The 23,313-nt window shown below is 66.3% G+C and carries 20 protein-coding genes; 6 read left to right on the top strand and 14 right to left on the bottom strand.

Annotation, left to right across the window (positions count from 1 at the left end; translation table 11 throughout):
* Positions 1-164 precede the first annotated feature (164 nt).
* The 4 genes from ADADO0_RS14885 (at position 165) to paoC (ending at position 5,368) form a co-directional block, all read left to right on the top strand.
* On the top strand, positions 165-1,427 hold the full coding sequence (locus ADADO0_RS14885) for a (R)-mandelonitrile lyase (RefSeq protein WP_511305953.1): 1,263 nt from the start codon (positions 165-167) through the stop codon (positions 1,425-1,427).
* 137 nt (positions 1,428-1,564) lie between these two features.
* The gene (gene paoA / locus ADADO0_RS14890; protein WP_511305954.1) at positions 1,565-2,218 is read left to right on the top strand and encodes an aldehyde dehydrogenase iron-sulfur subunit PaoA; all 654 of its coding nucleotides are present in this window, start codon (positions 1,565-1,567) and stop codon (positions 2,216-2,218) included.
* Positions 2,215-3,165: an FAD binding domain-containing protein gene (locus ADADO0_RS14895; RefSeq protein ID WP_511305955.1), complete on the top strand. Its 951-nt coding sequence runs from the start codon at positions 2,215-2,217 to the stop codon at positions 3,163-3,165. Before paoA ends, ADADO0_RS14895 begins: the two co-directional genes overlap by 4 nt.
* A 4-nt stretch (positions 3,166-3,169) precedes the next feature.
* On the top strand, positions 3,170-5,368 hold the full coding sequence (gene paoC / locus ADADO0_RS14900) for an aldehyde oxidoreductase molybdenum-binding subunit PaoC (protein WP_511305956.1): 2,199 nt from the start codon (positions 3,170-3,172) through the stop codon (positions 5,366-5,368).
* A gap of 7 nt (positions 5,369-5,375) precedes the next feature.
* Here the strand turns inward: paoC and ADADO0_RS14905 are convergent, their stop codons facing one another.
* The 14 genes from ADADO0_RS14905 to ADADO0_RS14970 all read right to left on the bottom strand — a co-directional run bounded on the left by ADADO0_RS14905 (position 5,376) and on the right by ADADO0_RS14970 (position 21,346).
* Complete coding sequence (locus ADADO0_RS14905) at positions 5,376-7,046, bottom strand: FAD-dependent oxidoreductase (RefSeq protein ID WP_511305957.1); 1,671 nt, start codon at positions 7,044-7,046, stop codon at positions 5,376-5,378.
* Positions 7,047-7,109: 63 nt separating this feature from the next.
* Positions 7,110-7,370 carry a con-10 family general stress protein gene (locus ADADO0_RS14910; RefSeq protein ID WP_511305958.1) on the bottom strand — a complete coding sequence of 87 codons (261 nt, stop codon included), beginning with the start codon at positions 7,368-7,370 and terminating at the stop codon, positions 7,110-7,112.
* 119 nt (positions 7,371-7,489) lie between these two features.
* Positions 7,490-8,224 carry a Crp/Fnr family transcriptional regulator gene (locus tag ADADO0_RS14915; RefSeq protein WP_511305959.1) on the bottom strand — a complete coding sequence of 245 codons (735 nt, stop codon included), beginning with the start codon at positions 8,222-8,224 and terminating at the stop codon, positions 7,490-7,492.
* A gap of 135 nt (positions 8,225-8,359) precedes the next feature.
* A complete protein-coding gene (locus ADADO0_RS14920) occupies positions 8,360-9,061 on the bottom strand; it encodes a ribonuclease activity regulator RraA (RefSeq protein WP_511305960.1) in 702 nt (233 codons plus the stop codon).
* An 89-nt stretch (positions 9,062-9,150) separates the two neighbouring features.
* On the bottom strand, positions 9,151-10,137 hold the full coding sequence (fcl, locus tag ADADO0_RS14925; protein ID WP_511305961.1) for a GDP-L-fucose synthase: 987 nt from the start codon (positions 10,135-10,137) through the stop codon (positions 9,151-9,153).
* 9 nt (positions 10,138-10,146) lie between these two features.
* Positions 10,147-11,220 (bottom strand): GDP-mannose 4,6-dehydratase, encoded by a 1,074-nt coding sequence (gmd, locus tag ADADO0_RS14930; protein WP_511305963.1) that lies wholly within the window; start codon positions 11,218-11,220, stop codon positions 10,147-10,149.
* An 81-nt stretch (positions 11,221-11,301) separates the two neighbouring features.
* Positions 11,302-12,372, bottom strand: a complete 1,071-nt coding sequence (locus tag ADADO0_RS14935; protein ID WP_511305964.1) for an ABC transporter ATP-binding protein — start codon at positions 12,370-12,372, stop codon at positions 11,302-11,304.
* A gap of 13 nt (positions 12,373-12,385) precedes the next feature.
* The gene (gene ugpE / locus ADADO0_RS14940; protein ID WP_511305965.1) at positions 12,386-13,219 is read right to left on the bottom strand and encodes a sn-glycerol-3-phosphate ABC transporter permease UgpE; all 834 of its coding nucleotides are present in this window, start codon (positions 13,217-13,219) and stop codon (positions 12,386-12,388) included.
* Positions 13,216-14,103: a sn-glycerol-3-phosphate ABC transporter permease UgpA gene (gene ugpA, locus ADADO0_RS14945; RefSeq protein WP_511305966.1), complete on the bottom strand. Its 888-nt coding sequence runs from the start codon at positions 14,101-14,103 to the stop codon at positions 13,216-13,218. Before ugpA ends, ugpE begins: the two co-directional genes overlap by 4 nt.
* A 58-nt stretch (positions 14,104-14,161) precedes the next feature.
* On the bottom strand, positions 14,162-15,502 hold the full coding sequence (ugpB, locus tag ADADO0_RS14950; RefSeq protein ID WP_511305967.1) for a sn-glycerol-3-phosphate ABC transporter substrate-binding protein UgpB: 1,341 nt from the start codon (positions 15,500-15,502) through the stop codon (positions 14,162-14,164).
* Positions 15,503-15,773: 271 nt separating this feature from the next.
* Positions 15,774-17,480, bottom strand: a complete 1,707-nt coding sequence (locus ADADO0_RS14955; protein ID WP_511305968.1) for a diguanylate cyclase — start codon at positions 17,478-17,480, stop codon at positions 15,774-15,776.
* A gap of 152 nt (positions 17,481-17,632) precedes the next feature.
* Complete coding sequence (locus tag ADADO0_RS14960; protein ID WP_511305969.1) at positions 17,633-18,553, bottom strand: GntR family transcriptional regulator; 921 nt, start codon at positions 18,551-18,553, stop codon at positions 17,633-17,635.
* 90 nt (positions 18,554-18,643) lie between these two features.
* Positions 18,644-19,648, bottom strand: a complete 1,005-nt coding sequence (locus ADADO0_RS14965; protein WP_511305970.1) for a KpsF/GutQ family sugar-phosphate isomerase — start codon at positions 19,646-19,648, stop codon at positions 18,644-18,646.
* Positions 19,649-19,693: 45 nt separating this feature from the next.
* The gene (locus ADADO0_RS14970) at positions 19,694-21,346 is read right to left on the bottom strand and encodes a sensor domain-containing diguanylate cyclase (protein ID WP_511305971.1); all 1,653 of its coding nucleotides are present in this window, start codon (positions 21,344-21,346) and stop codon (positions 19,694-19,696) included.
* 205 nt (positions 21,347-21,551) lie between these two features.
* Between ADADO0_RS14970 and ADADO0_RS14975 the strand changes: the two genes are divergently transcribed.
* Positions 21,552-21,998, top strand: a complete 447-nt coding sequence (locus tag ADADO0_RS14975) for a MarR family winged helix-turn-helix transcriptional regulator (protein WP_511305972.1) — start codon at positions 21,552-21,554, stop codon at positions 21,996-21,998.
* The gene (locus ADADO0_RS14980; protein ID WP_511305973.1) at positions 21,995-23,305 is read left to right on the top strand and encodes a multidrug effflux MFS transporter; all 1,311 of its coding nucleotides are present in this window, start codon (positions 21,995-21,997) and stop codon (positions 23,303-23,305) included. Before ADADO0_RS14975 ends, ADADO0_RS14980 begins: the two co-directional genes overlap by 4 nt.
* Positions 23,306-23,313: the final 8 nt, after the last annotated feature.

Raw genomic sequence — 23,313 nt, forward strand, 5'->3', positions numbered from 1 at the left:
CATTCATGAACCTGAGATATAGGTTCATGCGCTTTATCGCCTCTAATCTCTGTGTCCCGCCGGGCTTATCTTCATGACGTAGCGGGAGGGGGAAGCTCTGCCGCTGCCGGTCCGGCGGCGCGCGCGTCCGGGCTGCCCGTGCGCAGAGACCGGAGATCCGAACCATGAAGTTGCCCGCTGCCACGCTTGCGGTGTTTTCTCTGGCCACGCCGGTCGAGGCCGAGCCCGCCAAGTCATTTCCGCGTGTGGCGCCGGCCATCGTCTATGCCACCACCCCGGCGCTTGGCACCTACACCGACGAGGTGCTGTTCGGCGATGTCTGGCGGCGTCCGGAATTGTCGCCGCGCGACCGCAGCATGGTCACCGTCGCTGCCTTGGTCGCAGGCGGGCATACCGCTCAGATGACCGGACATTTTAACCGCGCGCTCGACAATGGTGTCCGGCCCAGCGAGATCGCCGCCGTCATCACCCACCTGGCGTTCTATTCCGGCTGGCCGAACGCCATGTCCGCCGTGACGGTCGCGAAGGAAGTGTTCGAGACGCGCGAGATCGCGCCGGCGCAGATCGCACCGGAGGGCGGCGCGCCGATTGCCCTCGACGCGAAGTTGGAGGCTGAACGCTCCGCTGCGGTCGCGGCGATGGTCGGCGGCATCGCACCGGCTTTGGCTGGATACACCAATGAGGTGCTGTTCGGGGATTTGTGGCGCCGCCCGGACCTCTCGCCACGGGATCGCAGCCTCGTCACCATCAGTGCCCTCGTCGCCGGCGGGCAGGCCGACCAATTGTCGTTTCACCTCAAGCGGGGAATGGACAATGGGCTGACCCGCACCGAGGCGTCGGAGATCATCACCCATCTCGCATTCTATTCCGGCTGGCCCAAGGCCATGTCCGCGATCCCGGTGGCCAAGGCGGTGTTTGATGCGCGCGAGGCGGGTCCCGATGGGGCCAAGCCCTTGGCCTCTCCCGTCCCCGTCGCCACAGCCCCCAAGCCAGAGGGAAAAAACACCATGGATATCCTGCGCCAGGGTTCGCAACCCGCGACCGCCGGTTCGGCGGATTACTTCACCGGCAAGGTCAGCATCGCCTCTCGCTTTCAGCGCGACCTGCCGGCGCGCATCGGCGGCGGCATCGTCAGCTTCGAGGCCGGCGCGCGCACCGCGTGGCACACCCATCCCCTCGGCCAGACCTTGATCGTCACGTCAGGCGCCGGCTGGGTGCAGAAAGAGGGCGGGGAACTCCAGGAGATCAACGTCGGCGATGTGGTCTGGATTCCGCCGGGCGAGAAGCATTGGCATGGCGCCACCCTCAAATCCGCCATGACCCATATCGCCATATCCGAGGCGCTCGACGGCACCAGCGTCGTTTGGCTGGAGCAGGTCAGCGACCAGCAATATGGCGCCAAGCCGCCAAAGGTCGGCGCCCGCTAGGCGGGCCGGCGCCCTTCGCCTGAGGCGCCAGCGTTCACTTCCACGCGCGTTGCCAAGAGATCGCGGTTCCCAGGGGAACGCGATGCGGCTTCGTGCATTCAAAACTGAGACTGGAACCGTTCGAGATTGGACCCCATATGGAAAACTCCTGCGATTTCAGAATAACCCGCCGCGATCTGCTGATCGTCGGCGCCGCCTCCGTTGCGGGAACGATCGTTTCAGGGTCTGCGGGGGCGCAGGCCCTTTCCACAGGCGCATCCAGCATGTCAGTCAGTCCGGTTCTTTCCAAAGTCTCGTTCAAGGTGAACGGGGCGGCCCGCGATCTCGAATTGGATACGCGCACCACGCTGCTCGACGCTTTGCGCGAGCATCTGCATCTCACCGGCACCAAGAAGGGATGCGACCACGGCCAGTGCGGCGCCTGCACCGTGATGGTGGATGGGCGGCGCATCAATTCCTGCCTGACGCTGGCCGTGATGCACGAGGGGGACAGCGTCACCACCATCGAAGGCTTGGGCTCGGCGGAAAACCTGCACCCGATGCAGGCCGCCTTCGTGAAGCATGACGGCTATCAGTGCGGCTACTGCACACCGGGGCAGATCTGCTCTGCCGTGGCGGTGCTGGATGAGATCAAGTCCGGCATGCCGAGCCATGTGACGGCCGACCTCAACGCCTCTGCGGGCGTCACTGTGGATGAGGTGCGCGAGCGCATGAGCGGCAACATCTGTCGATGCGGTGCCTACTCCAACATTGTCGAAGCGATCACCGAAGTCGCCGGGAGGCAGGCATGAAATCCTTCACCTACGAACGCGCCAAATCCCCGGCCGAGGCCGCTTCCGCTGCTGCCCGCACGCCGGGCGCGAAATTCATCGCCGGCGGCACCAATCTGCTGGACCTGATGAAGCTTCAGATCGAAACCCCGGCGCACCTGATCGACGTGAACGGTCTGGCGCTCGACACCATCGCGGTGACGCCGGAGGGCGGCCTGCGCATCGGGGCGCTGGTGCGCAACGCCGATCTCGCCGCGGACCCGCGGGTGCGGCGCGATTACGGATTGCTGTCGCGGGCCTTGCTTGCCGGCGCCTCGGGCCAGTTGCGCAATAAGGCGACCACTGCGGGCAACCTGCTCCAGCGCACCCGCTGCCCGTATTTTTACGACACCGATCAGCCCTGCAATAAGCGCCAACCCGGCAGCGGATGCGCTGCCATCGGCGGCTTCAGCCGCAGCCTTGCGGTGGTGGGTGTGAGCGATGCCTGCATCGCGACCAATCCCAGCGACATGGCGGTGGCGATGCGCGCCCTCGATGCGACGGTGGAGACGGTGCGCGCGGATGGCGCCACGCGCAGCATCCCCATTGCCGAATTCCACCGCCTGCCGGGAGACACTCCGCAGGTGGAGACCGCGCTGGCGGCGGGGGAGCTGATCACCTCGGTCAGCCTGCCCAAGCCGGTGGGCGGCACGCACATCTATCGCAAGGTGCGCGACCGCGCCTCTTATGCCTTTGCCCTGGTTTCGGTGGGCGCCATCGTGCAGCGGGACGGCACCGGACGGGTGGCGCTGGGCGGCGTCGCGCCCAAGCCGTGGCGTGTCGAAGCCGCCGAGGCGCAGATGCCGCGCGGTGCGAAGGCGGTGACTGAGGGCCTGCTGGCCGGCGCCAAGCCGTCCCATGACAATGCATTCAAGCTGACCCTGGTTGAGCGCACGCTCGCCAGTGTGCTCGTCGAAGCGAGGGCCTGACGCCATGAAATTCGACACCCCCGCCACCACCAATCCCATCGACCAGTTGAAGATCATCGGCCACGCCTTGCCGCGGATCGACGGACCGCAGAAGACCTCCGGCAGTGCCACCTACGCCTATGAGCAGCAGGAGGTGGGGGCGAACCCCGCCTATGGCTATGTGGTCGGCGCCGGCATCGCCAAGGGGCGGATCGCGTCCATCGACCTTTCCGCCGCCAAGCGGGCGCCAGGCGTTTTGGCGATCGTCACGGCGGAGAATGCCGGGCAGCTCGCCAAGGGCAACAACAACACCGCCAGGCTGCTCGGCGGCCCTGACATCGAGCATTACCATCAGGCGGTTGCGCTGGTGGTCGCGGAGAGCTTCGAGGAGGCGCGCGCGGCGGCCCAGCTTGTGCGCATCGATTATACAGCGGCCAAGGGCGTGTACGATCTGGCGCTGGCAAAAGACACTGCGGTAAAGCCAAGCAAGGGTGGGCCGGACACGGCGTCTGGCGATTTTGCCGGGGCATTCGCTGCCGCGCCGGTGCAGTTCGACGCCACCTACACCACCCCGGACCAAGCCCATGCGATGATGGAGCCCCACGCCTCGATCGCGGCATGGAACGGCGACAAGCTCACGCTCTGGACCTCCAACCAGATGATCGCCTGGAGCGTCGGGGATGTGGCGAAGACCCTGGGGCTGCCTAAGGACAATGTGCGGCTGATCTCGCCGTTCGTCGGCGGCGGCTTCGGCGGCAAGCTGTTCGTGCGTTCGGACGCCGTTCTCGCGGCGCTGGGGGCGCGCGCGGCGGGGCGGCCGGTGAAGGTGGCGCTGACGCGGCCGCTGATCTTCAACAACACCACCCATCGCCCGGCGACCATCCAGCGCATCCGCATCGGCGCGGGCAAGGACGGGAAGATCACCGCCATCGGCCATGAAAGCTGGTCCGGCGATCTTGCCGGCGGCAAGCCGGAAACCGCCGTGCAGCAGACACGCCTGCTCTATGCCGGGGCGAACCGCATGACCACAACGCGGCTCGCCACGCTGGATCTGCCCGAGGGCAATGCCATGCGCGCGCCCGGCGAGGCGCCCGGCCTGATGGCGCTTGAAATCGCCATGGACGAGATGGCGGAAAAGCTGGGGATCGACCCGGTGGAATTCCGCATTCTCAACGACACCCAGGTGGATCCGGAGAACCCCGAGCGCCCGTTCTCCATGCGGCACTTCATCGAGTGCATGCGGACCGGCGCGGATCGCTTCGGCTGGAGCAAGCGCAGCGCGACGCCCGGACAGGTGCGGCAGGGGCGCTGGCTAGTGGGCATGGGCGTCGCCGCCGGTTTCCGCAACAACCTGCTCACCAAGTCCGCCGCCCGCGTGAAGCTCGACAATCGCGGGGTCGTGACGGTGGAAACCGACATGACGGACATCGGCACCGGCAGCTACACCATCATCGCCCAGACGGCGGCGGAGATGATGGGCGTGCCCATGGACAAGGTGGTGGTGCGCCTCGGGGATTCGTCCTTCCCGGTTTCCGCCGGCTCCGGCGGGCAGTGGGGCGCCAACAATTCCACCGCCGGCGTCTATGCCGCGTGCGTGAAGCTGCGGGATGCGGTGGCCCAGCGGGTCGGCTTCAACTCCGGCGATGTCGCCTTCACCGGCGGCGAGGTGCGCTCCGGCAATCGCGCCATTCCCCTGGCCGAGGCGGCGGGTCCTGACGGCCTGGTGGCCGAGGATCTGATCGAATACGGCGATCTCGGCAAGAAATACCAGCAGTCCACCTTCGCGAGCCATTTCGTGGAGGTGGCGGTAGACGCCGCGACCGGGGAAACCCGCGTGCGGCGCATGCTGGCGGTGTGCGCCGCCGGGCGCATCCTCAATCCCACGTCCGCGCGCAGCCAGGTGATCGGCGCGATGACCATGGGCGTCGGGGCGGCGCTGATGGAGGAGCTTGCGGTGGACAAGACCCGCGGCTTCTTCGTCAACCACGATCTGGCCGGATACGAAGTGCCGGTCCACGCCGATATCCCGCACCAGGATGTCATCTTCCTGGAAGAGACCGACCCGATCTCCTCGCCGATGAAGGCGAAGGGGGTGGGCGAACTCGGCCTGTGCGGGGTCGGCGCGGCCATCGCCAACGCCATCTACAACGCGACCGGGGTGCGCGTGCGCGACTACCCGATCACGCTGGACAAGTATCTCGACCGGCTGCCCGACGTCGGGTGATCCCGCGTCAGGCTTGTGCGGCGAGGTAGGCGTGGATCTGCGAGACCACGGCCGCACCCTCGCCGACGGAGGCCGCCACGCGTTTGGTTGAGCCGGCCCGGACATCGCCGATGGCGAACACGCCGGGCCGGTCGGTCTCGAGCGGCAGGGCGGTCCCGCTCTCCCGGTGGCCTTCGCCGGCGCCCGTCACAACGAAGCCGTGCGGGTCCACGCTCACGCAGCCGCCCAGCCAGTCGGCATTCGGGTCGGCGCCGATGAACAGAAACAGGTGCCGCACCGGGCAGGTGTGCTCGGTGTTGGAGGTGCGGTCGTGGAACACCACGCCGCTCAGTCCGCTGGTCTTGTCCCCCTCCACGCCGCACACTTCGGTGCCGGTGTGGATTTCCACGTTCGGCAGGGCGGCGATGCGCTCGATCAGATAGCTGGACATGGAGGCTTCAAGGCTCTGGCCGCGAATGATGAGGTGCAGCGTCTTCACCTTGGGCGCCAGGAACACCACCGCCTGCCCGGCGGAATTGCCGCCGCCCACCAGGGCGACCTCCTCGCCCGCGCAGAGTTTCGCCTCGACCGGGGAGGCCCAATAGGAGATGCCGTTGCCCTCGAAATGCGAGAGGTTCGGGATTTCCGGGCGGCGATAGCTGGCGCCGGAGGCGATGACCGTGGTCTTGGCTCTGACCACCTCGCCGTTCGACAGATGCAGGCGGATCGCGCCGTCGGCCTGGGCGTCCGGGCCGCAGTCGAGCCGCTCCACCTTCAGGGGGATTGCCAGTTCCGCGCCGAATTTCTGCGCCTGGACATAAGCGCGCCCCGCCAGCGCCTGCCCGGAAATGCCGGTGGGAAAGCCGAGGTAATTCTCGATGCGCGCCGACGCGCCCGCCTGTCCACCGATGGCGCGCTGGTCCAGCACCAGAACGCTCAACCCTTCGGACGCGGCATAGACGGCGGTGGCAAGGCCCGCGGGCCCCGCGCCGACCACCGCCACGTCATAGATTTTCGCCGGGTCGAGGTCGGGGATCATGCCGAGGCACACGCCGGCTTCCGCATCGGTGGGGCATTTCAGCACCTCGCCGGTGGGGCAGACCATGAGCGGCAGGTCCTCCGGGTGGATGCCCAGCCGCTCGACGATGGCGCGGCCCTCTTCGTCGCTGGTGGAATCGAGCGTGGTGTGGGGATAGCCGTTGCGCACCAGGAAGCCCTGGAGGCGCACCAGATCGGGGTGGTCCGGCCGCCCCACCAGGATCGAACCCGAGCCGTCGCCCTCGATCAGGCCGACCCGGCGCAGGATCAGCGCGCGCATGATGATCTCGCCGATTTCTGCCGAGCCGATCACCAGCGCACGCAGATGCGGCCCGTCGAACGGGATCGCGGTGCACCCCTCCGGCCCCGCCGTTCCCGCGGCGAGCGAGGCCCGCCCCGCGAGCTGGCTGATCTCGCCGGTGAGTTCCCCGACCCCCATGAGGGCGATCGGCCGCTCGTTGCCCAGCCCGTCGCGGCGGACCACGTCGATGGCGCCGTCCAGGATCAGCCAGGCGGAGGTGTCGGAAGCGCCGACATCATAGACCGTGGCGCCGGCCGGGAACGTCTTGGCCTCAGCACTGGCGAAGCGCCGCGCGACCGCCATCTGCGCGGTGTCCAGCACCGGGAACATCTGATGTCGCCGCGTATCGATTAGGCTCATGGACGATCTCCGGACCAGGCGCGGCGAGCCTATCACGGGCGGTGCGCGCGCGTCCGGTGAAGGTCAGGTTTCCTCTGGCGGCTTGGCGCGTCGTCCGCCTTCCCTGCCCGCCCGCACCGCAAGTTCGCGGTCGGCGGAAAACGAGCGCTTTTCCTTCGCCACATGCTTTCCGCCGGTGGAGCCGGCTTCGGCCGCGAGCTTCTTGTCGGTGGAGAAACTGCGCTTTTCGGGTGGAACGCTCTTGCCGCCGAGGCTGGCGATCGCGCGCCGCTTGGCGAGGTCCATGGAGGCGAACCCACGGCGCGATTTCGGTTTTTCGTCCATCTTTCCCTCTGATCAAGAGGGCAAAGCCTAGTGCGCGATTGCGCGGCGCAAATTAATCCAGGTTAATCACAGCACCGCTTCCACGACGTGTTTGCCGCGACGTCGCGACGCGTAAGCCCTTAACGGGGCTCGAAGATCAGGTTGAGGTAGGAGGGCTCGAACTCGCCGACTTTGACCAATTGGTCCCATTTCTCGATGGTCACGACGTCGCCTTTCCAGGTGATCAGCCCTTGCTTGCGCAGCGACTGGACCACCCGGTTCACATGCACCACCGAGAGGCCGAGCACATCGCCCAGGTCGGTCTGGCGCAGTCCCAGCCGAAAGGAGGTCTGGTCGGCCAAGCCGACGCTGCCCAGGCGCAGGTACATTTCGCACAGGAAGTGCGCCACCTTTCCGATCGCCTGCCGGCGGCCGAGCACCACCAGCCATTCGCGATGGATGGCGGCGTCGATCACCGTGTCGAGCCAGAGCAGGCGCGTGAGATGGGGGTATTTTTCCGTGATCTCAGCCAGCGTCTCATGCGGCACCATGGCGAACTTGCAGGGCGTCAGGGCGGTGACGGAATGATCCATCTGCTTCAGGAGGAAGCCGTGCAGGTCCACGAAGTCGCCCGGCACATGGATCGAGGTGATCTGGTGCGCGCCGCTCGGAAGCATCCGATAGCGCCCCGTCAGGCCATAGAGAACCAAGGCGCTTTCGGTGGGCCTATGGCCCTGGCGGATCACATCCTCGCCGGGCTTGTATTCCTTGACCCGACTGATGGCGCGCTGGAGCAGCTTGCGCTCGTCCTCGGAGATCGCATCGCGCTTTTCGAGCTTCGTGACCAGAGGGTTGGGATCGGTAAGACCGTGCATCGGACGCCCCTGAGAAAGCTCACCGTGACTGCGCCACAGGACTGTGTCCAATACCACGGCGCGCGTGCAAGGAAAGCCGCCTCGCCGGTGCGGCCCGCCGAGGCGCGGCGGGCCGGCTCAAAGCTTCACGCTGCTTCAGGCCTTCTTTGAGGCTTCGTAGCGGGCCTTGGTTTCGGCATTCATCGGGTAGAGGCCGGGCAGGGAGGCGCCGCCGAGCACCTGGTCCATGATCCAGTTTTCCATGCGCTCCTGCTCGGGCGCCTCGGCCAGGACTTCGGGAAGCAGCGCCTTCGGGATCAGAACGGCGCCGTCGTTGTCCACCACAATCACATCGTCGGGGAACACCGCGACGCCGCCGCAGGCGATCGGCTCCTGCCACGATACGAAGGTCAAACCGGCAACCGAAGGCGGGGCCGCCGCGCCACGGCAGAAGATCGGCAGGCCGGTGCCGAGGCAGCCTTCGAGATCGCGCAGCACGCCGTCGGTGACGAGCGCCGCCACTTTGCGCTGCTGCATGCGGGCGCACAGAATATCGCCGAAGATGCCGGCGTCGGTGACGCCCATGGCATCAGCCACCGCGATGCAGCCTTCCGGCATGGCCTCGATGGCGGCGCGGGTGGAGATGGGGGAGGCCCAGGAGGCGGGGGTCGCGAGGTCTTCGCGCGCCGGAACGAAGCGCAGCGTGAAGGCCGGGCCGACGATGCGTCCCTGGCCGGGCTTCAGCGGATGGGTGCCGCGCAGCCACACGTTGCGAAGGCCCTTCTTGAGCAGGATGGTGGTGATGGTCGCCGTCGAGATGGCGCGGAGCGTTTCAACGGCTTTCGGGTCCAGCGACATGGGATGGTCTCTTTTCTTCGTTGTCAGCCAACCGGAGGTGTCGATCCCGCGCCCCCACGCGGGATGGGTCGTCTTAAAAGAGGCGTGCGTCAGCGCACCTGAAGCCGGACGTCGCCGCTCGCTAGATGCGCCTGGAACCAGCCGTAGGCGTCCGCGAGCCCGGTCTTGAGGTCGAAGCGCGGCTCCCAGCCCAGGGCCTTCAGGCGCGAGACATCGAGCAGCTTGCGGGGCGTGCCGTCCGGCTTGGACGGGTCGGTTTCGATGCGGCCGGTGAAGCCGACCGTCTCAGCCACCAGATGGGCGAGTTCCAGGATCGTCACGTCGGTGCCCGAGCCCACGTTGACATGGGTCGGGTCCGAATAGGTCTTGAGCAGGTGAACCAAGGCGTCGGCGGCATCGTCCACATGCAGGAATTCCCGCATCGGCGTGCCGCTGCCCCAGATCGTCATCGCCGCATCGCCCCGCGCGCGGGCGTCATGCGCCTTGCGCAGCATGGCGGGAATGACGTGGCTTTTCTCCAGATCGTAATTGTCGCCCGGCCCGTAGAGATTGGTCGGCATGGCGGAGATGTAGTCGCAGCCATGCTGCCGGCGATACGCCTGGCAGAGCTTGATGCCGGCGATCTTGGCCACCGCATACCATTGGTTGGTGTCTTCGAGCGGGCCGGTCAGCAGCGCGTCTTCGGTGATCGGCTGCGTCGCGAGGCGCGGATAGATGCAGGAGGATCCGAGAAACAGCAGCTTCTCCACGCCGGAGCGATACGCCGCCTCGATCACATTGGTCTCGATGACCAGGTTCTCGTAGAGAAAATCGGCGGGATAGGTGTCGTTGGCGAGGATGCCGCCGACCTTGGCGGCGGCGAGGATCACCGCGTCCGGCTTCTCCGCGGCGAAATAGGCGCGCACACCGGCCTGATCGCGCAGATCCGCCTGGTCGCGGGAGGCGGTGAGGACCTCGCAGCCCTCGGCCTGAAGGCGGCGCACCAGCGCCGCGCCCACCATGCCCCGGTGCCCGGCGACGAACACCCGCTTGCCGAGAAGCGGATAAATTGTGGGGGAGGGGATGAGGCTGGTCATGGGGTGTCCCTACCGCGCGGAGCGGTCCTTGCGCCAGGTTTCCTGTTCCAGGGCGAGAATGTCGGCGTCCACCATTTCCTTCACAAGCTCGCGGAAGCTCGTGGTGTGGCGCCAGCCCAGAACACGGTGCGCCTTGCTCGGGTCGCCCAGCAGCAGGTCGACCTCGGTGGGGCGGAAATAGCGCGGGTCGATGCTGACGCGCACCGCGCCGGTGGCGGCATCGCGGCCGACTTCCGCGGCGCCTTCGCCTTCCCACGCCAGCGTCACGCCGACCTGCGCAAAGGACAGCTCGGCGAACTCACGCACCGAATGGGTTTCCCCGGTGGCGAGCACGTAATCGTCCGCGACGTCCTGCTGCACGATCCGCCACATGCCCTCGACATAGTCGCGGGCGTGGCCCCAGTCGCGCTTGGCGTCGAGGTTGCCGAGGAATATCTGGTCCTGAACGCCCTTGGCAATGGCCGCCACCGCGCGGGTGATCTTGCGCGTGACAAAGGTCTCTCCGCGCATCGGCCCTTCGTGATTGAACAGGATGCCGTTGGAGGCGTGCATCCCATAGGCCTCGCGGTAATTCACCACGATCCAATAGGCGTAGAGCTTCGCCGCCGCATAGGGCGAGCGGGGATAGAACGGCGTGGTCTCGGACTGCGGGGTTTCCTGGACCTTGCCGTAAAGCTCGGAGGTGGAGGCCTGATAGAAGCGGGTCTTCTTCTCGAACCCCAGGATGCGGATCGCCTCCAGCAGGCGCAGGGTGCCCAGCGCGTCGGAATTGGCGGTGTATTCCGGGGTCTCGAACGAGACCTGCACATGGCTCTGCGCGGCGAGATTATAGATCTCGTCCGGCTGGACCTCCTGCACGATGCGGATCAGGTTGGTCGCGTCCGTCATGTCCCCGTAGTGCAGGAACAGGCGCACATTGTCGGCGTGCGGGTCTTCGTAGAGATCGTCGAGGCGCCCGGTGTTGAACGAGGACGAGCGCCGCTTGACGCCATGGACCACATAGCCCTTGCCGAGCAGCAGCCGTGTGAGATGCGCGCCGTCCTGGCCGGTCACGCCCGTGATCAGCGCGACCTTGCCCGTCATGCCCGCCTCCTGGTTCTTTGCCGCGCCCGAATGTGCGCTGCTTCGACTAAACCAATGCCGCCCTGAGATCAACGCGGCGGCTCATTGGGGATCGATCCGCAGCCCGGTTTGCGTGTCGAACACATGAAGATGCTTCGAGGGAAAGCGCAGGGTGATGCGATCCCCCTCGGGGGCGGCACCCGCCAGCCGCACCGAGAGGAGCTGTCCGTCCGCCATGCGGCCGATGACGACGCATTCCGACCCCAGCGGCTCGACCAGTTCCACGCTGAGCATCTGTCCCTCGGATGCCGCCTCCACATGCTCGGGGCGGATGCCGATGGTGAGCGCGCGGCCGGCGCTCCCCAGCCGCCGCCCGTCCGCGAACGGCAGGACGAGGCCGTCCGAGAGGGTGGCGGCGGTGCCGTCGTGGGAGAGGGTCGCGGGCAGGAAATTCATCGGCGAGGCGCCGATGAAGCCGGCGACATAGAGGTTCGCCGGCCGGTGGAACACCTCCATGGGCGTCGCGATCTGTACCGCCCGGCCCTCGTGCATCACCAGCAGGCGATCGCCAAGCGTCATCGCCTCCACCTGGTCGTGGGTCACGAACAGGCTGGTGACGCCGAGCCGGCGTTGCAGCCGCTTGATCTCGACGCGGGTGTTGAGGCGCAGGGTGGCATCGAGATTGGAGAGCGGCTCGTCGAACAGGAACAGCTTGGGCTCGCGCACGATCGCCCGACCCATGGCGACACGCTGGCGCTGCCCGCCGGACAACTGGCGCGGCTTGCGGTCCAGAAGCGCGGAAATGCCCAAGAGGGCGGCGGTCTCGGCGACCTTGGCGGCGATCTCGGCGCGCGACAGGCCCCGGATGCGCAGGCCGTAGGCCATGTTGTCGAACGCGCTCATGTGCGGGTAGAGCGCGTAGTTCTGAAACACCATGGCGATGTCGCGCGCGGCGGGATCGAGCCGCGTCACGTCCCGCCCCGCGATCAGGATGCGGCCGGCATCGGGCGTCTCCAGCCCGGCGACCAGGCGCAGCAGGGTGGACTTGCCGCAGCCGGAGGCGCCGACGATCACCAGCATTTCGCCCGGCGTCATGGCAAGGTCGATGCCGTGCAGGACCGGGGTGCGCCCGAAGCTCTTGCGCAGGCCTTCGATGGCGAGAGTCGCGGTCATTTGAAGGTCGCGGTCATTTATCGCCTTCCGTCAGGCCCTTGACGAACCAATGCTGCATGGCGAGCACCACCAGGACCGGCGGGATCATGGCCAGCATGGCGGTGGCCATTACCCGGTTCCAATAGGTGTTTCCCTCGGTGCCGATCATCTTGACGATGCCCACCGTGATGGTGTCGAGGCCGGGATCGGTCGCCACCAGCAGGGGCCAGAGATACTGGTTCCAGCCATAGACGAAGAGGATGACGAACAGCGCGGCGATGTTGGCGGCGGACGTGGGGATGAGAATATCCCTAAGGAACCGCCAGGGACCCGCGCCATCCATGCGCGCCGCCTCCATCAGTTCGTCCGGCACCGCGAGGAAGGTCTGGCGGAACAGCAGGGTGGCGGTGGCGGAGGCCACCAGTGGCACCACCAGGCCGCCGAACGTGTTGATCATGCCGAAGTTCGCCACCACCTCGAAGGTGGGGATGATGCGTACCTCCACCGGCAGCATCAGGGTGGCAAAGATGGTCCAGAAGCACAGCATGCGCAGCGGGAAGCGGAAGAACGCCACGGCATAGGCGGACAGGATCGAGACCATGATCTTGCCGAGCGCGATGGCGAGCGACATGGCGAACGACAGGGCGAGCATGCGCCACACCGCCCCATTCTGCGCGCCCTCGCCGGTGCCGGCCAGCACCTGGGGATAGATGGAGAGGCCGGACAGGCGCGGGATCAGGCTGAGTTCCCCGCGATTGATCGCGCCCACCTCCTGGGTGGAGGCGGCGAACACCAGCCACACCGGCAGCACGAACAGCGCGCAGCCGAGCATCAGCACCCCATGGGTCAAGAGGCGGCCGGGGTTCACGCGGTCTCCCCCCGGCCGCGCAGGAACCGGAACTGGAGGCTGGTCAGCACGATGACGCCGAGCATCAGCACCACCGACTGGGCGGCGGAGGAGCCGAGGTCGAGATTGACCACGCCGTCGCGATACACCTTCACCATCAGGGTCTGGGTCGCCTGTCCCGGTCCGCCCCGCGTCAGCGCCTCGATGGTGCCGAAGGTCTCGAACGCGGAATAGGCAATGTTCACCGTGAGCAGGAAGGCGGTGGTGGGGGCGAGCAGCGGGAACAGGATGGTGGTGAAGCGCCGCAGCGGCCCGGCGCCGTCGATCCGCGCCGCCTCCACCACCGCGCGGGGGATCGACTGGAGCCCGGCGAGGAAGAAGATGAAATTGTAGCTCACCTGTTTCCAGGCGGAGGCGAGGATCACCGCCACCATCGCCTGCGTCCCGTTCAGCCGGTAATCCCAGGCGATGCCGAGGCGCGCGAGGCCGGCGGACAGCCAGCCGATCTGCGGATGCAGCAGCAAAATCCACACCACCGCCGCCACGGCCGGGGCCACCGCATAGGGCCAGATCAGCAGGGTGCGGTAGATGGCGCGGCCACGGATCTGCGTGTCGGCGCACACCGCCAGCAGCAGCGCCACCGCCATGGAGATGAAGCTGACCGCCGCGCAGAACACGACCGTGCGGCCGATGGTGGCGAGATAGAGCGGGTCGGTGAACAGGTCGGTGAAATTCTCGATGCCGACGAACCGCACCGACAGGCCGAACGGGTCGCCCCGCGTCAGGCTGGCATAGAGCGCACCGGCCGCCGGCCAGAGGAAGAAGAAAAAAGTCAGCAGCAATTGCGGTGCCACCAGCAGCACCGGGAGCCGCACGCCCGCAAAGGTGGTCCGCCGCTCGCTCATTCCATCCCGTGCAGGTTCTACCCCGTGCAGGTTCCAGCCCGGGCCGGTCGCCCGCGCGTCAGCTGCGCATCGACCTCTCGAATTCCCGCAAGACCTTGTTGCCGCGCGCGACCGCGGAATCAAGGGCCGCCTGCGCATTCTGCCGGCCCTGGAGCGCGGCCTCGAACTCTTCCTCGATGATGTTGCGGATTTCCGGCAGGCGGCCGAGCCGCAGCCCCTTGGAATTTTCGGTGACGGTGCCGCGATTGAGCTGCTGGATGGCGATGTCCGCCCCCGGATTGCGGGAATAATAGCCCTGGGCGAGCGAGACGCCGGCCCCCGCCAGGGTGACGGGCACATAGCCGGTCGCCTGCGACCACTTGGCGTCGTTCTCCGGCTGGGCGATGAATTTGAGGAAGGCGGCCACCGCCTTGTATTCCGCGACCGGGCGGCTCGGCGCCGTCATCGCCCACAGGCTGGCGCCGCCGATGATGGAATTGTTGGGGGTCGTCTTCACCTCGGGGTCAAAGGGCAGCAGCGCTGCCGAGAAGCGGAACCGCGCGTCGCGCACGAAGGCCGAGCGGGAACCGGAGGAGTTGAACGACATGGCGGTCTCCCCCGCCGGGAAAATCTGGTCGCCGCTGGCACCGCGCCCGCCATAGGTGAAGGTGCCGTCCTTGGCCATGTCGAGCAGCCGCTGCATCTGCTTCACATAGGGCGCGGTGTTGAACACCAGGTCCGCATCGAGGCCCTCGAAACCGTTGGCCTTGGTGGCATAGGGCAGATTGTGGATCGCGCCGTAGCATTCCATCATCACCCAGGTGGGCCAGGCGGTGGTCATCGGCACCTTCGCCGCGCCCTTGGCCTTGATGGTTTTTGCCGCGCTCACGACCTCCTGCCAGGTTGCCGGCGCCCGCTCCGGGTCGAGCCCGGCCTTTTCAAAGATGTCCTTGTTGATCCACAGCACCGGGGTGGACGAGTTGAACGGCATCGACGCCATGCGCCCGTCGGGCAGGCTGTAATAGCCGCGCACCGCCGCCATGTAGGAATTGGGATCGATGGATAGGCCGGTGTCCTGGCTGAGCTGCCAAGTCTGCTTCACCGCCGCGCCGGCCCCGAGCATCGAGCCCGTGCCAACCTCGAACACCTGAACCAGATTGGGCGCCTTCCCGGCGCGGAACGCGGCGACCGCCGCCGTCATGGTCTCGGAATAGGAACCCTTGAACACCGGCTCGACAGAAAATTCGCCCTGCGATGCGGAGAAGGCGTCGCAGACCTTCTTCACCTCGTCGCCGAGCGGGCCGGCCATGGCGTGCCAGAACGTGAAATTGGTGCGGGCCTGGGCTGGAACCGGCGAGACCCCGAAAGCCGAGAGGGCGCCCATGGCTGCGGCCCCGGCAAGTAGATGGCGGCGGTTCATCATGGCTCCTCGGATCCCAGCCGGCCGTGTCTCAGGATAGGCCGGCGGCGGCTCGCTCTCCCCAGGAATGCTACATAAACATAACAGGCAGATGAACGTGCGCCGTACACTTTGTATCTAAGCCATTGCAATAAGACAATTTCTCGGTGCCCCTCTCTGTATTTTCCTCCGTCCTTGAGGAGAAGGGCAGGGTGGGGCACATCTCTCCGTTTGGTGAAGAGTGGGTGATCCTGGCGGCACCACACCCTCGCCCGAGGCCAAACAGCACTTCTCAGCGTAGCCGGCAAACATCCATGCGGTTGCGGCCATTATTCTTGGCGCGATACAGGGCTTCGTCGGCAACCCGGATCATTTCCGTCATGCTGAAGCCCTCGGTTGCCTCCGTACTGCACACGCCGATACTGACCGTGATGGGCGCCAAGGCGGGATGGATTGCTCCCCACGGCTCCTGCTCCATGGCGGCGAGAATCTTCTCGGCGATGGCGGCGGCGCCGGTTTCCGGTGTATTGGGCAGCAGCACCGCGAATTCTTCGCCGCCATAGCGTGCCACCAGATCGCCGGGGCGGTGCACGCTGAGCTGGATCAGGCGCGCGACACGGCGCAGGCACGCATCGCCCACCACATGCCCGTGCCCATCGTTTACGGACTTGAAATGGTCGACGTCGATCAGCAGCAAGGCGACCGGATGTTTTTCACGCCCCGCCCGCCGCCATTCCTGTTCGAACACCGTGTCGAAACGGCGCCGGTTGGCGAGGCTGGTGAGGCCGTCGGTGGCCGCGATGGAGGAGAGTTCATCGTGGGCGAGCTTCAGGGCGGTTTCTGCGAGCACGCGCTCGGTGGCATCGCGGAAGCTGCAGACGAAGGCGATGGCCCGGTCATCGTTCGAGACCGTTGGCAGGGCGCCCACTGACGCCTCCATCCAGACCCAGCCGCCGGACGCGTTGCGGACCCGGCAGGTGAAGTTGGCATGCCGTCGTCCCGGCCGGCCCCCGTCCGGTCCCAGCAGCGAGAACACCCCCTTGTCGTTCTCGTGGATCATGCTTGCGAGCAATGACCCGACCATCTGTTCGTTCGACCAGCCGAGCACCCGATGCGCCGCGGGGGAGAGGAAATAGATCCGCAGGTCCGCACCGAGCGCGATGATGACGTCGTTGGAATTCTCGGCCAGCAGGCGGTAGCGATATTCCTCCTCGCGCGCGCGCCGTTCGGCGGCAAGCATGTCATGCTGCTGGCGCTTGAGTATGGTGATGTCGGAGTGGCTGAAATAGCTGATGCCGTTTTCCATGCGCCGCGCGATCACCCGGCGCCACTGGTCGCCCGGCAATTCGATCTCGAACGGCGCGCCGGCAAAACGCATGCTCTCTTGCAAGTGCAGACCCTGAGTGGCGTTTTTCGGCCGGCCGGCGGAAACCCAGGCGTCGCTCACGACGTCCGATAGCGTGGCGCCAATGACCGAGGTTCCGGGCCGGACATTGTAGAGAACGTGGAATTCCTTGTTGACCGCGATGATCTTGTCATGCTGGTCCAGCACCATGGCGCCGTCGGCGATCAGGTCCAGTAGGTCGATGGGAAAGGTCTTCCACGCTGGCGCCGCTTCGGCGCCGGTTGGGTCCACCGCCAGATCCTGCCACAGGCGGATACGCCCGCCGTCTGCGGTGGGGAGCGAGGCAACGCGCAGGCGCCGACCGCGATGGCTGAACACGAACGGCCGGGTCTGGTTGCGGTGACGGTCGATGCCCTCATCGATGAAATGATCGATGCTCTGCTTCTCGTCGTCCGTCAGGCGGTCGTTGTAGAAGCGGCGGAGGTTGTCGCGATAGGGTTCGCCGGCATGGACGTGGCCGTCATGCTCGGGAAAAAAGCGCAAAAAGGCGCTGTTCCAGAGGACGGCACATTCCTCTGAATCAAACAGGCATACAGCGATGTCGATGGAATCCAGGATGCGCGCGAAAAACGCATACTGGCTTATATCCGGCACGTCCCCCGCATCTCCCTTTTGGAGGCCTTACAGAGACCTCTCCTTGGGCAAAATCAAGGAAAATCACCGATATCGGGAGCAAACGGCCAAAACGTTTTCATTTGTATACAAAGGTTGCTTGATACCACAAATCGGATCACCCATCGAATGCTCTAAATCTTGGCGTGATTCTCGAACCAGGAGACGACGAATTCTCCCTTCTCAAGCATATATTCAACCATAGCGCGTCGTGCTTTGGAGGCATCGCGTTTTTCGAGAGCATTCAGGATTGCGTCATGTCGGCGAATGCTGAGATCGATGCGGGTTTCATCCATCTCAGCCAAGAATGTTGTGATCACCGCGCGCGTGGAACCAGAGCGAAACTCGGCGAGAATACGCTCAAGGTTCCGGTTGTTTGATGCACTGGCGATGATCGCGTGAAATTCCGCGTTCATCGCTGCCCAGGCGCCCGCGTCCTTTGCGGGGCGCCGCGAGCGGGTCGTGCCGGGCTTGGTGCTGCCGCTCTTTGACGGGCCGCTTTTGGACGCCCGCGCGGCCACGGCAGCGGCAGCGCGCTCATGGGTCGCGCGCAGCTGGGCCAGATCACGGTCAGTGATCCAGCGGGCGGCGAGAGAGGCCGCAAGCCCCTCCATCTCCGCTCGGATCAGATACATCTCGGCAATGTCGCGGGAAGAGGGGCCGCTGACCACGGCGCTGCGGCCTTGCTCCTGGGTGACCAATCCCTGTGCCTCAAGGCGGGACAGGGCCTCGCGGATCGGCGTGCGGCTGATCGCGAACGCCTGCGCAAGTTCTTCCTGCTTCAGGCGTTTTCCTGGCGGATAGGCGCCGGAGACGATGTTCTGCCGGATCTTGTCGGCGATCTCTTCAATCAGTTTGGTCGAACGACCCGTGGCCATCGCCTGACACCGCAAAGTTAGCGGCCACGTACGCGGCTGGGACCCCGGAAGCAAATCGCGTCCGGTGGGGCCTGGCCTGGTGCGCCGCGCCCCGAAACGGAGGCGGCTGGTTTGGCTGGCTGACCCGTGTTCGCAGCGGTGCAAATGGCAAAAAGAAAACAACGACCCTACGATCATACCGAGCGGCGGGCTTCATAATCAAGGCCCCCACACGCATCGCGCGAAGCGGTCGGTAAACTTCTCGGGAGAAAAAGCAGGTGGCGGGTCTCAGACCACGCCGGCGCGGAGCAGGTCGTGAATGTGGAGGATACCCAGGGGCTTGCCGTCGTCGAGCACGAACAGTGAGGTGATCGAAGCCTCGTTCAGGACGGCCAGGGCCTCAAGGGCGAGTGCGTCGGGTGGAATGCCGCGGGGCGCGCGGGTCATGATCTCCCGCACCGGGCGGTCGACGAAGCCGTTCTGGAAGGCGCGGCGCAGGTCGCCGTCGGTGACGGCGCCCACCAGGCGGCCTTCCGCATCGGCGACGCCGGTGATGCCGAAGCCCTTCGAGGTCATTTCCACAATCGCCCGCGAGAGTGGAACGTCGTCGCCCACCAGCGGCATGCCGTCGCCGGAATGCATGAGGTCCGTGGCCTTGCGCAATTGCGCGCCCAGCTTGCCGCCGGGGTGGAAATCCTGGAACGAGCGCGCCGTGAACCCGCTCATGGACAAGAGCGTGACCGCCAGCGCATCGCCCAAAGCCATCTGCATGGTGGTGGAGGTGGTGGGCGCGAGCCCGTTGGGGCAGGCCTCCGGCATGGCGGGAAGCACCAGGGCGATGTCCGCCGCACTCGCCAGCGCCGCGTCCGCCTGGGCAGTCAGCGCGATGAGAGGAATGCGGAACCGGCGGGTATAGGCGATGATGTTGGAGAGTTCGGCGGCTTCGCCGGACCAGGACAGAGCCAGCACCACGTCGTCGGCCGCGATCATGCCGAGATCGCCATGGCTGGCTTCGCCCGCGTGGACGAAATGAGCCGGCGTTCCGGTGGAGGCGAGGGTCGAGGCGATCTTGCGTCCGACATGGCCGGATTTGCCGACGCCGGTGACGATCACGCGTCCCGCGCGGCCCTGGGCCGCCTGGATCGTGCGCACGGCGGCTTCGAGGCGCGCGCCGAGTTCCCCTTCAAGGGCTTCGCGCAGTGCGACCATGCCCTTGATCTCGGTGTCGAGCGCGGCGCGCGCGGCTTCGAGAACCTCGGGGCGGGACGGCGAGATTTTGGATGCCTGGGTCATCCGCCTTCAACTAGAGCAAGTTTCCTGAAAGTTGAAGGCGGAACCTCACGCGGCACGGTCGGTGATGCCGGCGAGGGCCACGCGGTTGCGCCCGCCCGTCTTGGCTTCATAGAGGGCAAAGTCGGCCCGCTCGATCACGGCGTCCACGTCCCGATCGCCGGTGCGGGCGATGGCCGCCCCGAAACTCACCGTGATCTTGATGGCGTGCCCCTCGAACGTCACGGGCGCCTCGGCGATCGAGGCCCGGATGCGTTCGGCGAGCATCATCATGTCCTTCTCGTTGATGTCGAGAAGCAGGACCACGAACTCCTCGCCGCCGAACCGCGCCACTCGGTCCTGCTGGCGCAGGCCGGCGCTGATGCAGGCGCCGACGTACCGGATCACCGCATCGCCCGCCGGATGGCCGTAGGTGTCGTTGACCCGCTTGAAGTGATCGATATCGGCCATGAGGATGCCGAGGCTGTCGGTGCTGCGGGTTCCGCGCAGCGCGGTTTCCGCCACGCTGAGGAACGAGCGGCGGTTGAGCAGTCCGGTGAGCGGGTCGCTGTCGGCGATCTGGCGCAGGGCCGCGAGGTCTTCCTCATGCTGCTGAAGATGCTGGACAAAGCGCAACTCCACGCTGCCGAGACGCCGCATGAGCGCGCGCAGGGCGCCGGAAAGCTGCATCACCTCGACCGTGCCGCGAATGCGCGGGAGCATGTTGACCTGTGGGTTGCGCCCCACTTCGCCCGCCGCCAGCGTCAATGTGGAGAGCGGCTGAGAGATCCGCCGGGCGATCCAGATCGTCAGGACCACGGTGAACAGCAGCACGATCGCGCCGACCCCGACGATGGTCGCGCCGATGCGGCTTGGAATCTCGAACGCCATGGCGGAGGTCTGCCGCGCCACCACGATCCAGCCGAGACCGGGATAATCCTGCCCGCCGCCGGCGACCGCGAAGGCGGTGAGGTATTCCTCGCCCGGCCGCTTGTCCTCGAAGGCGCCGGATTTCTCGCGGTTCATCTCGGCAATGCGCGCGGCGGGAAAGGGCGGGGCGGCAAGCTTCGGGCCGAGCAGCATGGTGCCGTCGGTGGAAAGCACCCACACCTCTTTTTCGCTCTGCCCACCGAGCGCGCCCTGGCGCAGCTTCTCCGCCCACTCGAACGCAAGATGGGCGCCGAGCACGCCGAGCAGGCGCTTGTCCTTGGAATAGACCGGAAATGCCACGTCGACGAACCGCGCCGGCTCACCGGAGGTCGGCGCTTCGAGCAGCCGCGCCAGCAGCACGGCCTCGTGAACGTCGCCGACGAACGGCCCCTTCAGGCCGCCCTGGAACCAGGGCCGGGCGGCAACCGAGGCGCCCTCCAGCATGCCGCGGGTTGCCGCCTCGACCCGCCCGTCGGGGAGGGCGAAGCCGATCCAGGCATAATAGGGCAGCGTCGCCTGAAGCTGGCTCAGCAGTGTTCGGATGGCATTGGGATCGCCCTCCCAGAACGGGCTCAGCGCCTCCATGCCGGCGAGCTGCTTCACGTCGTTGAAGCGCTCCGACATATCGCTGTCGAGCTGCCTGGCCAGCGTCCGCGCGGAACTGGTGGTGTCCGACTTGATGCGGCTGATCATTTCCTGGCGGCTGAGGCTCGCGGCGATCAGCGCCAGCGCCATGATGCCGGCCAGCGAGACCAGCGAGGTCACGATACTCATCTGCTGCGCGATCGACATGCGATCCTGAAGCCGATGAAGGCGCTCACGAATTCCGCTCAGCAATGCAACGCCTCCGCTGCGAAGCGCACCGCTTCGTAAAGCCAAGTATTGGTCCCAACGGGGCTGTCATCAAGGGAAGAGAGCAGATGTGCCAACGCGTCGCGTTGAAAGGATATATCTTCTTATTGATAATAAGGTTTGCATATAGTATTGCGATCCGATCATGAATGAAGCGCCCCTCGGTTTTCTCCTTGTTGATGCCGCCCGGCTTTATCGGGCCAGCATCGATCGCGCCTTTGAGCAGGCAGGCCTCGGCCTGACCGCTGGCGAAGCGCGCACCCTGGCGCATGTGAACATCAATCCCGGCTTGCGGCAGACGGCGTTGGCCGTGCGCATGAACGTCGAGCCGATGACCCTGGTCGGTTTCCTGGATCGCCTGGAGACCCAGGGCCTGATCGTTCGCGACGCCGACCCCACCGACCGTCGCGCCAAGATCGTTCGCCTCACCGAGACCGCCGCCCCGCTGCTGGAGCGGGTGGTTTCCGCCGCCGCCCATGCACGGGAAGAGGCGTTGGACGGGCTGAGCGAAGAGGATCGCGCCGCGTTCCGTGCGGCTTTGGAGCTGATCCGAAAAAATCTCTGCATGGGGCAGCGGGTCGACGAGAAATGACTCAGCTCATGTCCGAGCGCCGCACCGCGATCATCGGTGCGGTCATCATCGTTCTCGGACCCATGAGCATGGCGCTGTACACCCCGGCGATGCCGACGCTGGTGCAGGCGTTCGGCACCACCTCGTCGGTCATGAAGCTGACGCTCAGCGTGTATTTCGGCGGTTTCGCCTTTTCCCAACTGGTCTGCGGCCCGCTCTCCGACGCCTTCGGACGCCGCCCCACCGCGCTCGGCTTCTTCACGCTCTATGTGGTGGGAAGCCTGGTGGCGGCATTCGCCGGGGACATCCATTGGCTGATCGTCGGGCGCGCGCTCCAGGGCATCGGCGTCGCGGCGGGGCCGGCGATCGCGCGGGCGATCGTGCGCGACCAGTTCACCGGGCAATCCTCCTCCCGCATTCTCAACCTGATCGGCTCCATGCAGGCGGTCGGCCCGGCACTGGCGCCGAGCATCGGCGGGTTGATCCTCGGGGTCGCCGGCTGGCAGCCGCTGTTCTACGTCATGGTGCTCTGGGGCTTCATGGTTCTGGCGCTGCTGGGGTTCGGGGTGCCGGAGACCAATCCCAAGCCGGATCCAGCCCAAGCGCGCCCCGGCCGGGTGCTGCACAATTACGGCGTTCTGCTGCGCGATGTGCGCTTCATGCGCACCAGCCTGCTGATCGGCTTCGGCGTCGGCGGCATCTATTCGCTGGCTTCGATCCTGCCGTTCGTGCTGATCGAACGGGTCCAACTCTCCCCGACCCAGTTCGGGTTCGGGATGATGTTCCAGACCGGCTCGTTCATCGCCGGCACGCTGGTCGCGGGCCGCCTGATGCGCAAACTGGACGCCAACCGGCTCATTCCTGTCGGCATCTGTCTCATGCTGCTGTCTTGCGTGCTGCTGACGACGCTGCCGTTTTTCGCGGAGATCGCCTTCCTGACGGTCATGATCCCGGTTGGGATCTGGGCGTTCGGGATATCCTGGGTGATTCCGGGATGCACGACGACCGCCCTGTCCGGCTTTCCCACCATGGCCGGCTCGGCGGCGGCGCTGATGGGCTGCATGCAGATCGGCGGCGGGTTCATCGGCTCTGCGGTGTCGAGCCTGTTCCATGATCCCGCCGATGCCCTGGGGGCGGTCATTCCCGCCATGGGCGTGCTGGCGGCGCTGTCCTATACGCTGCTCGGGTCGGGCAATGCCCCACCGGCGCAGGGCGTCGATGAGGCGAGCGTGGACGAAGCCGACATCGAGATCGCCACCGACCCCGCCGGCCTGATCGGTGCGACGGGCGAGGAGGCCGAGGGGCGGGTGTTTCGCAAATCGGCCTGAGACGGCTT

It is taken from the genome of Aquabacter sp., from assembly GCF_965279295.1.
Lineage (GTDB): Bacteria > Pseudomonadota > Alphaproteobacteria > Rhizobiales > Xanthobacteraceae > Aquabacter.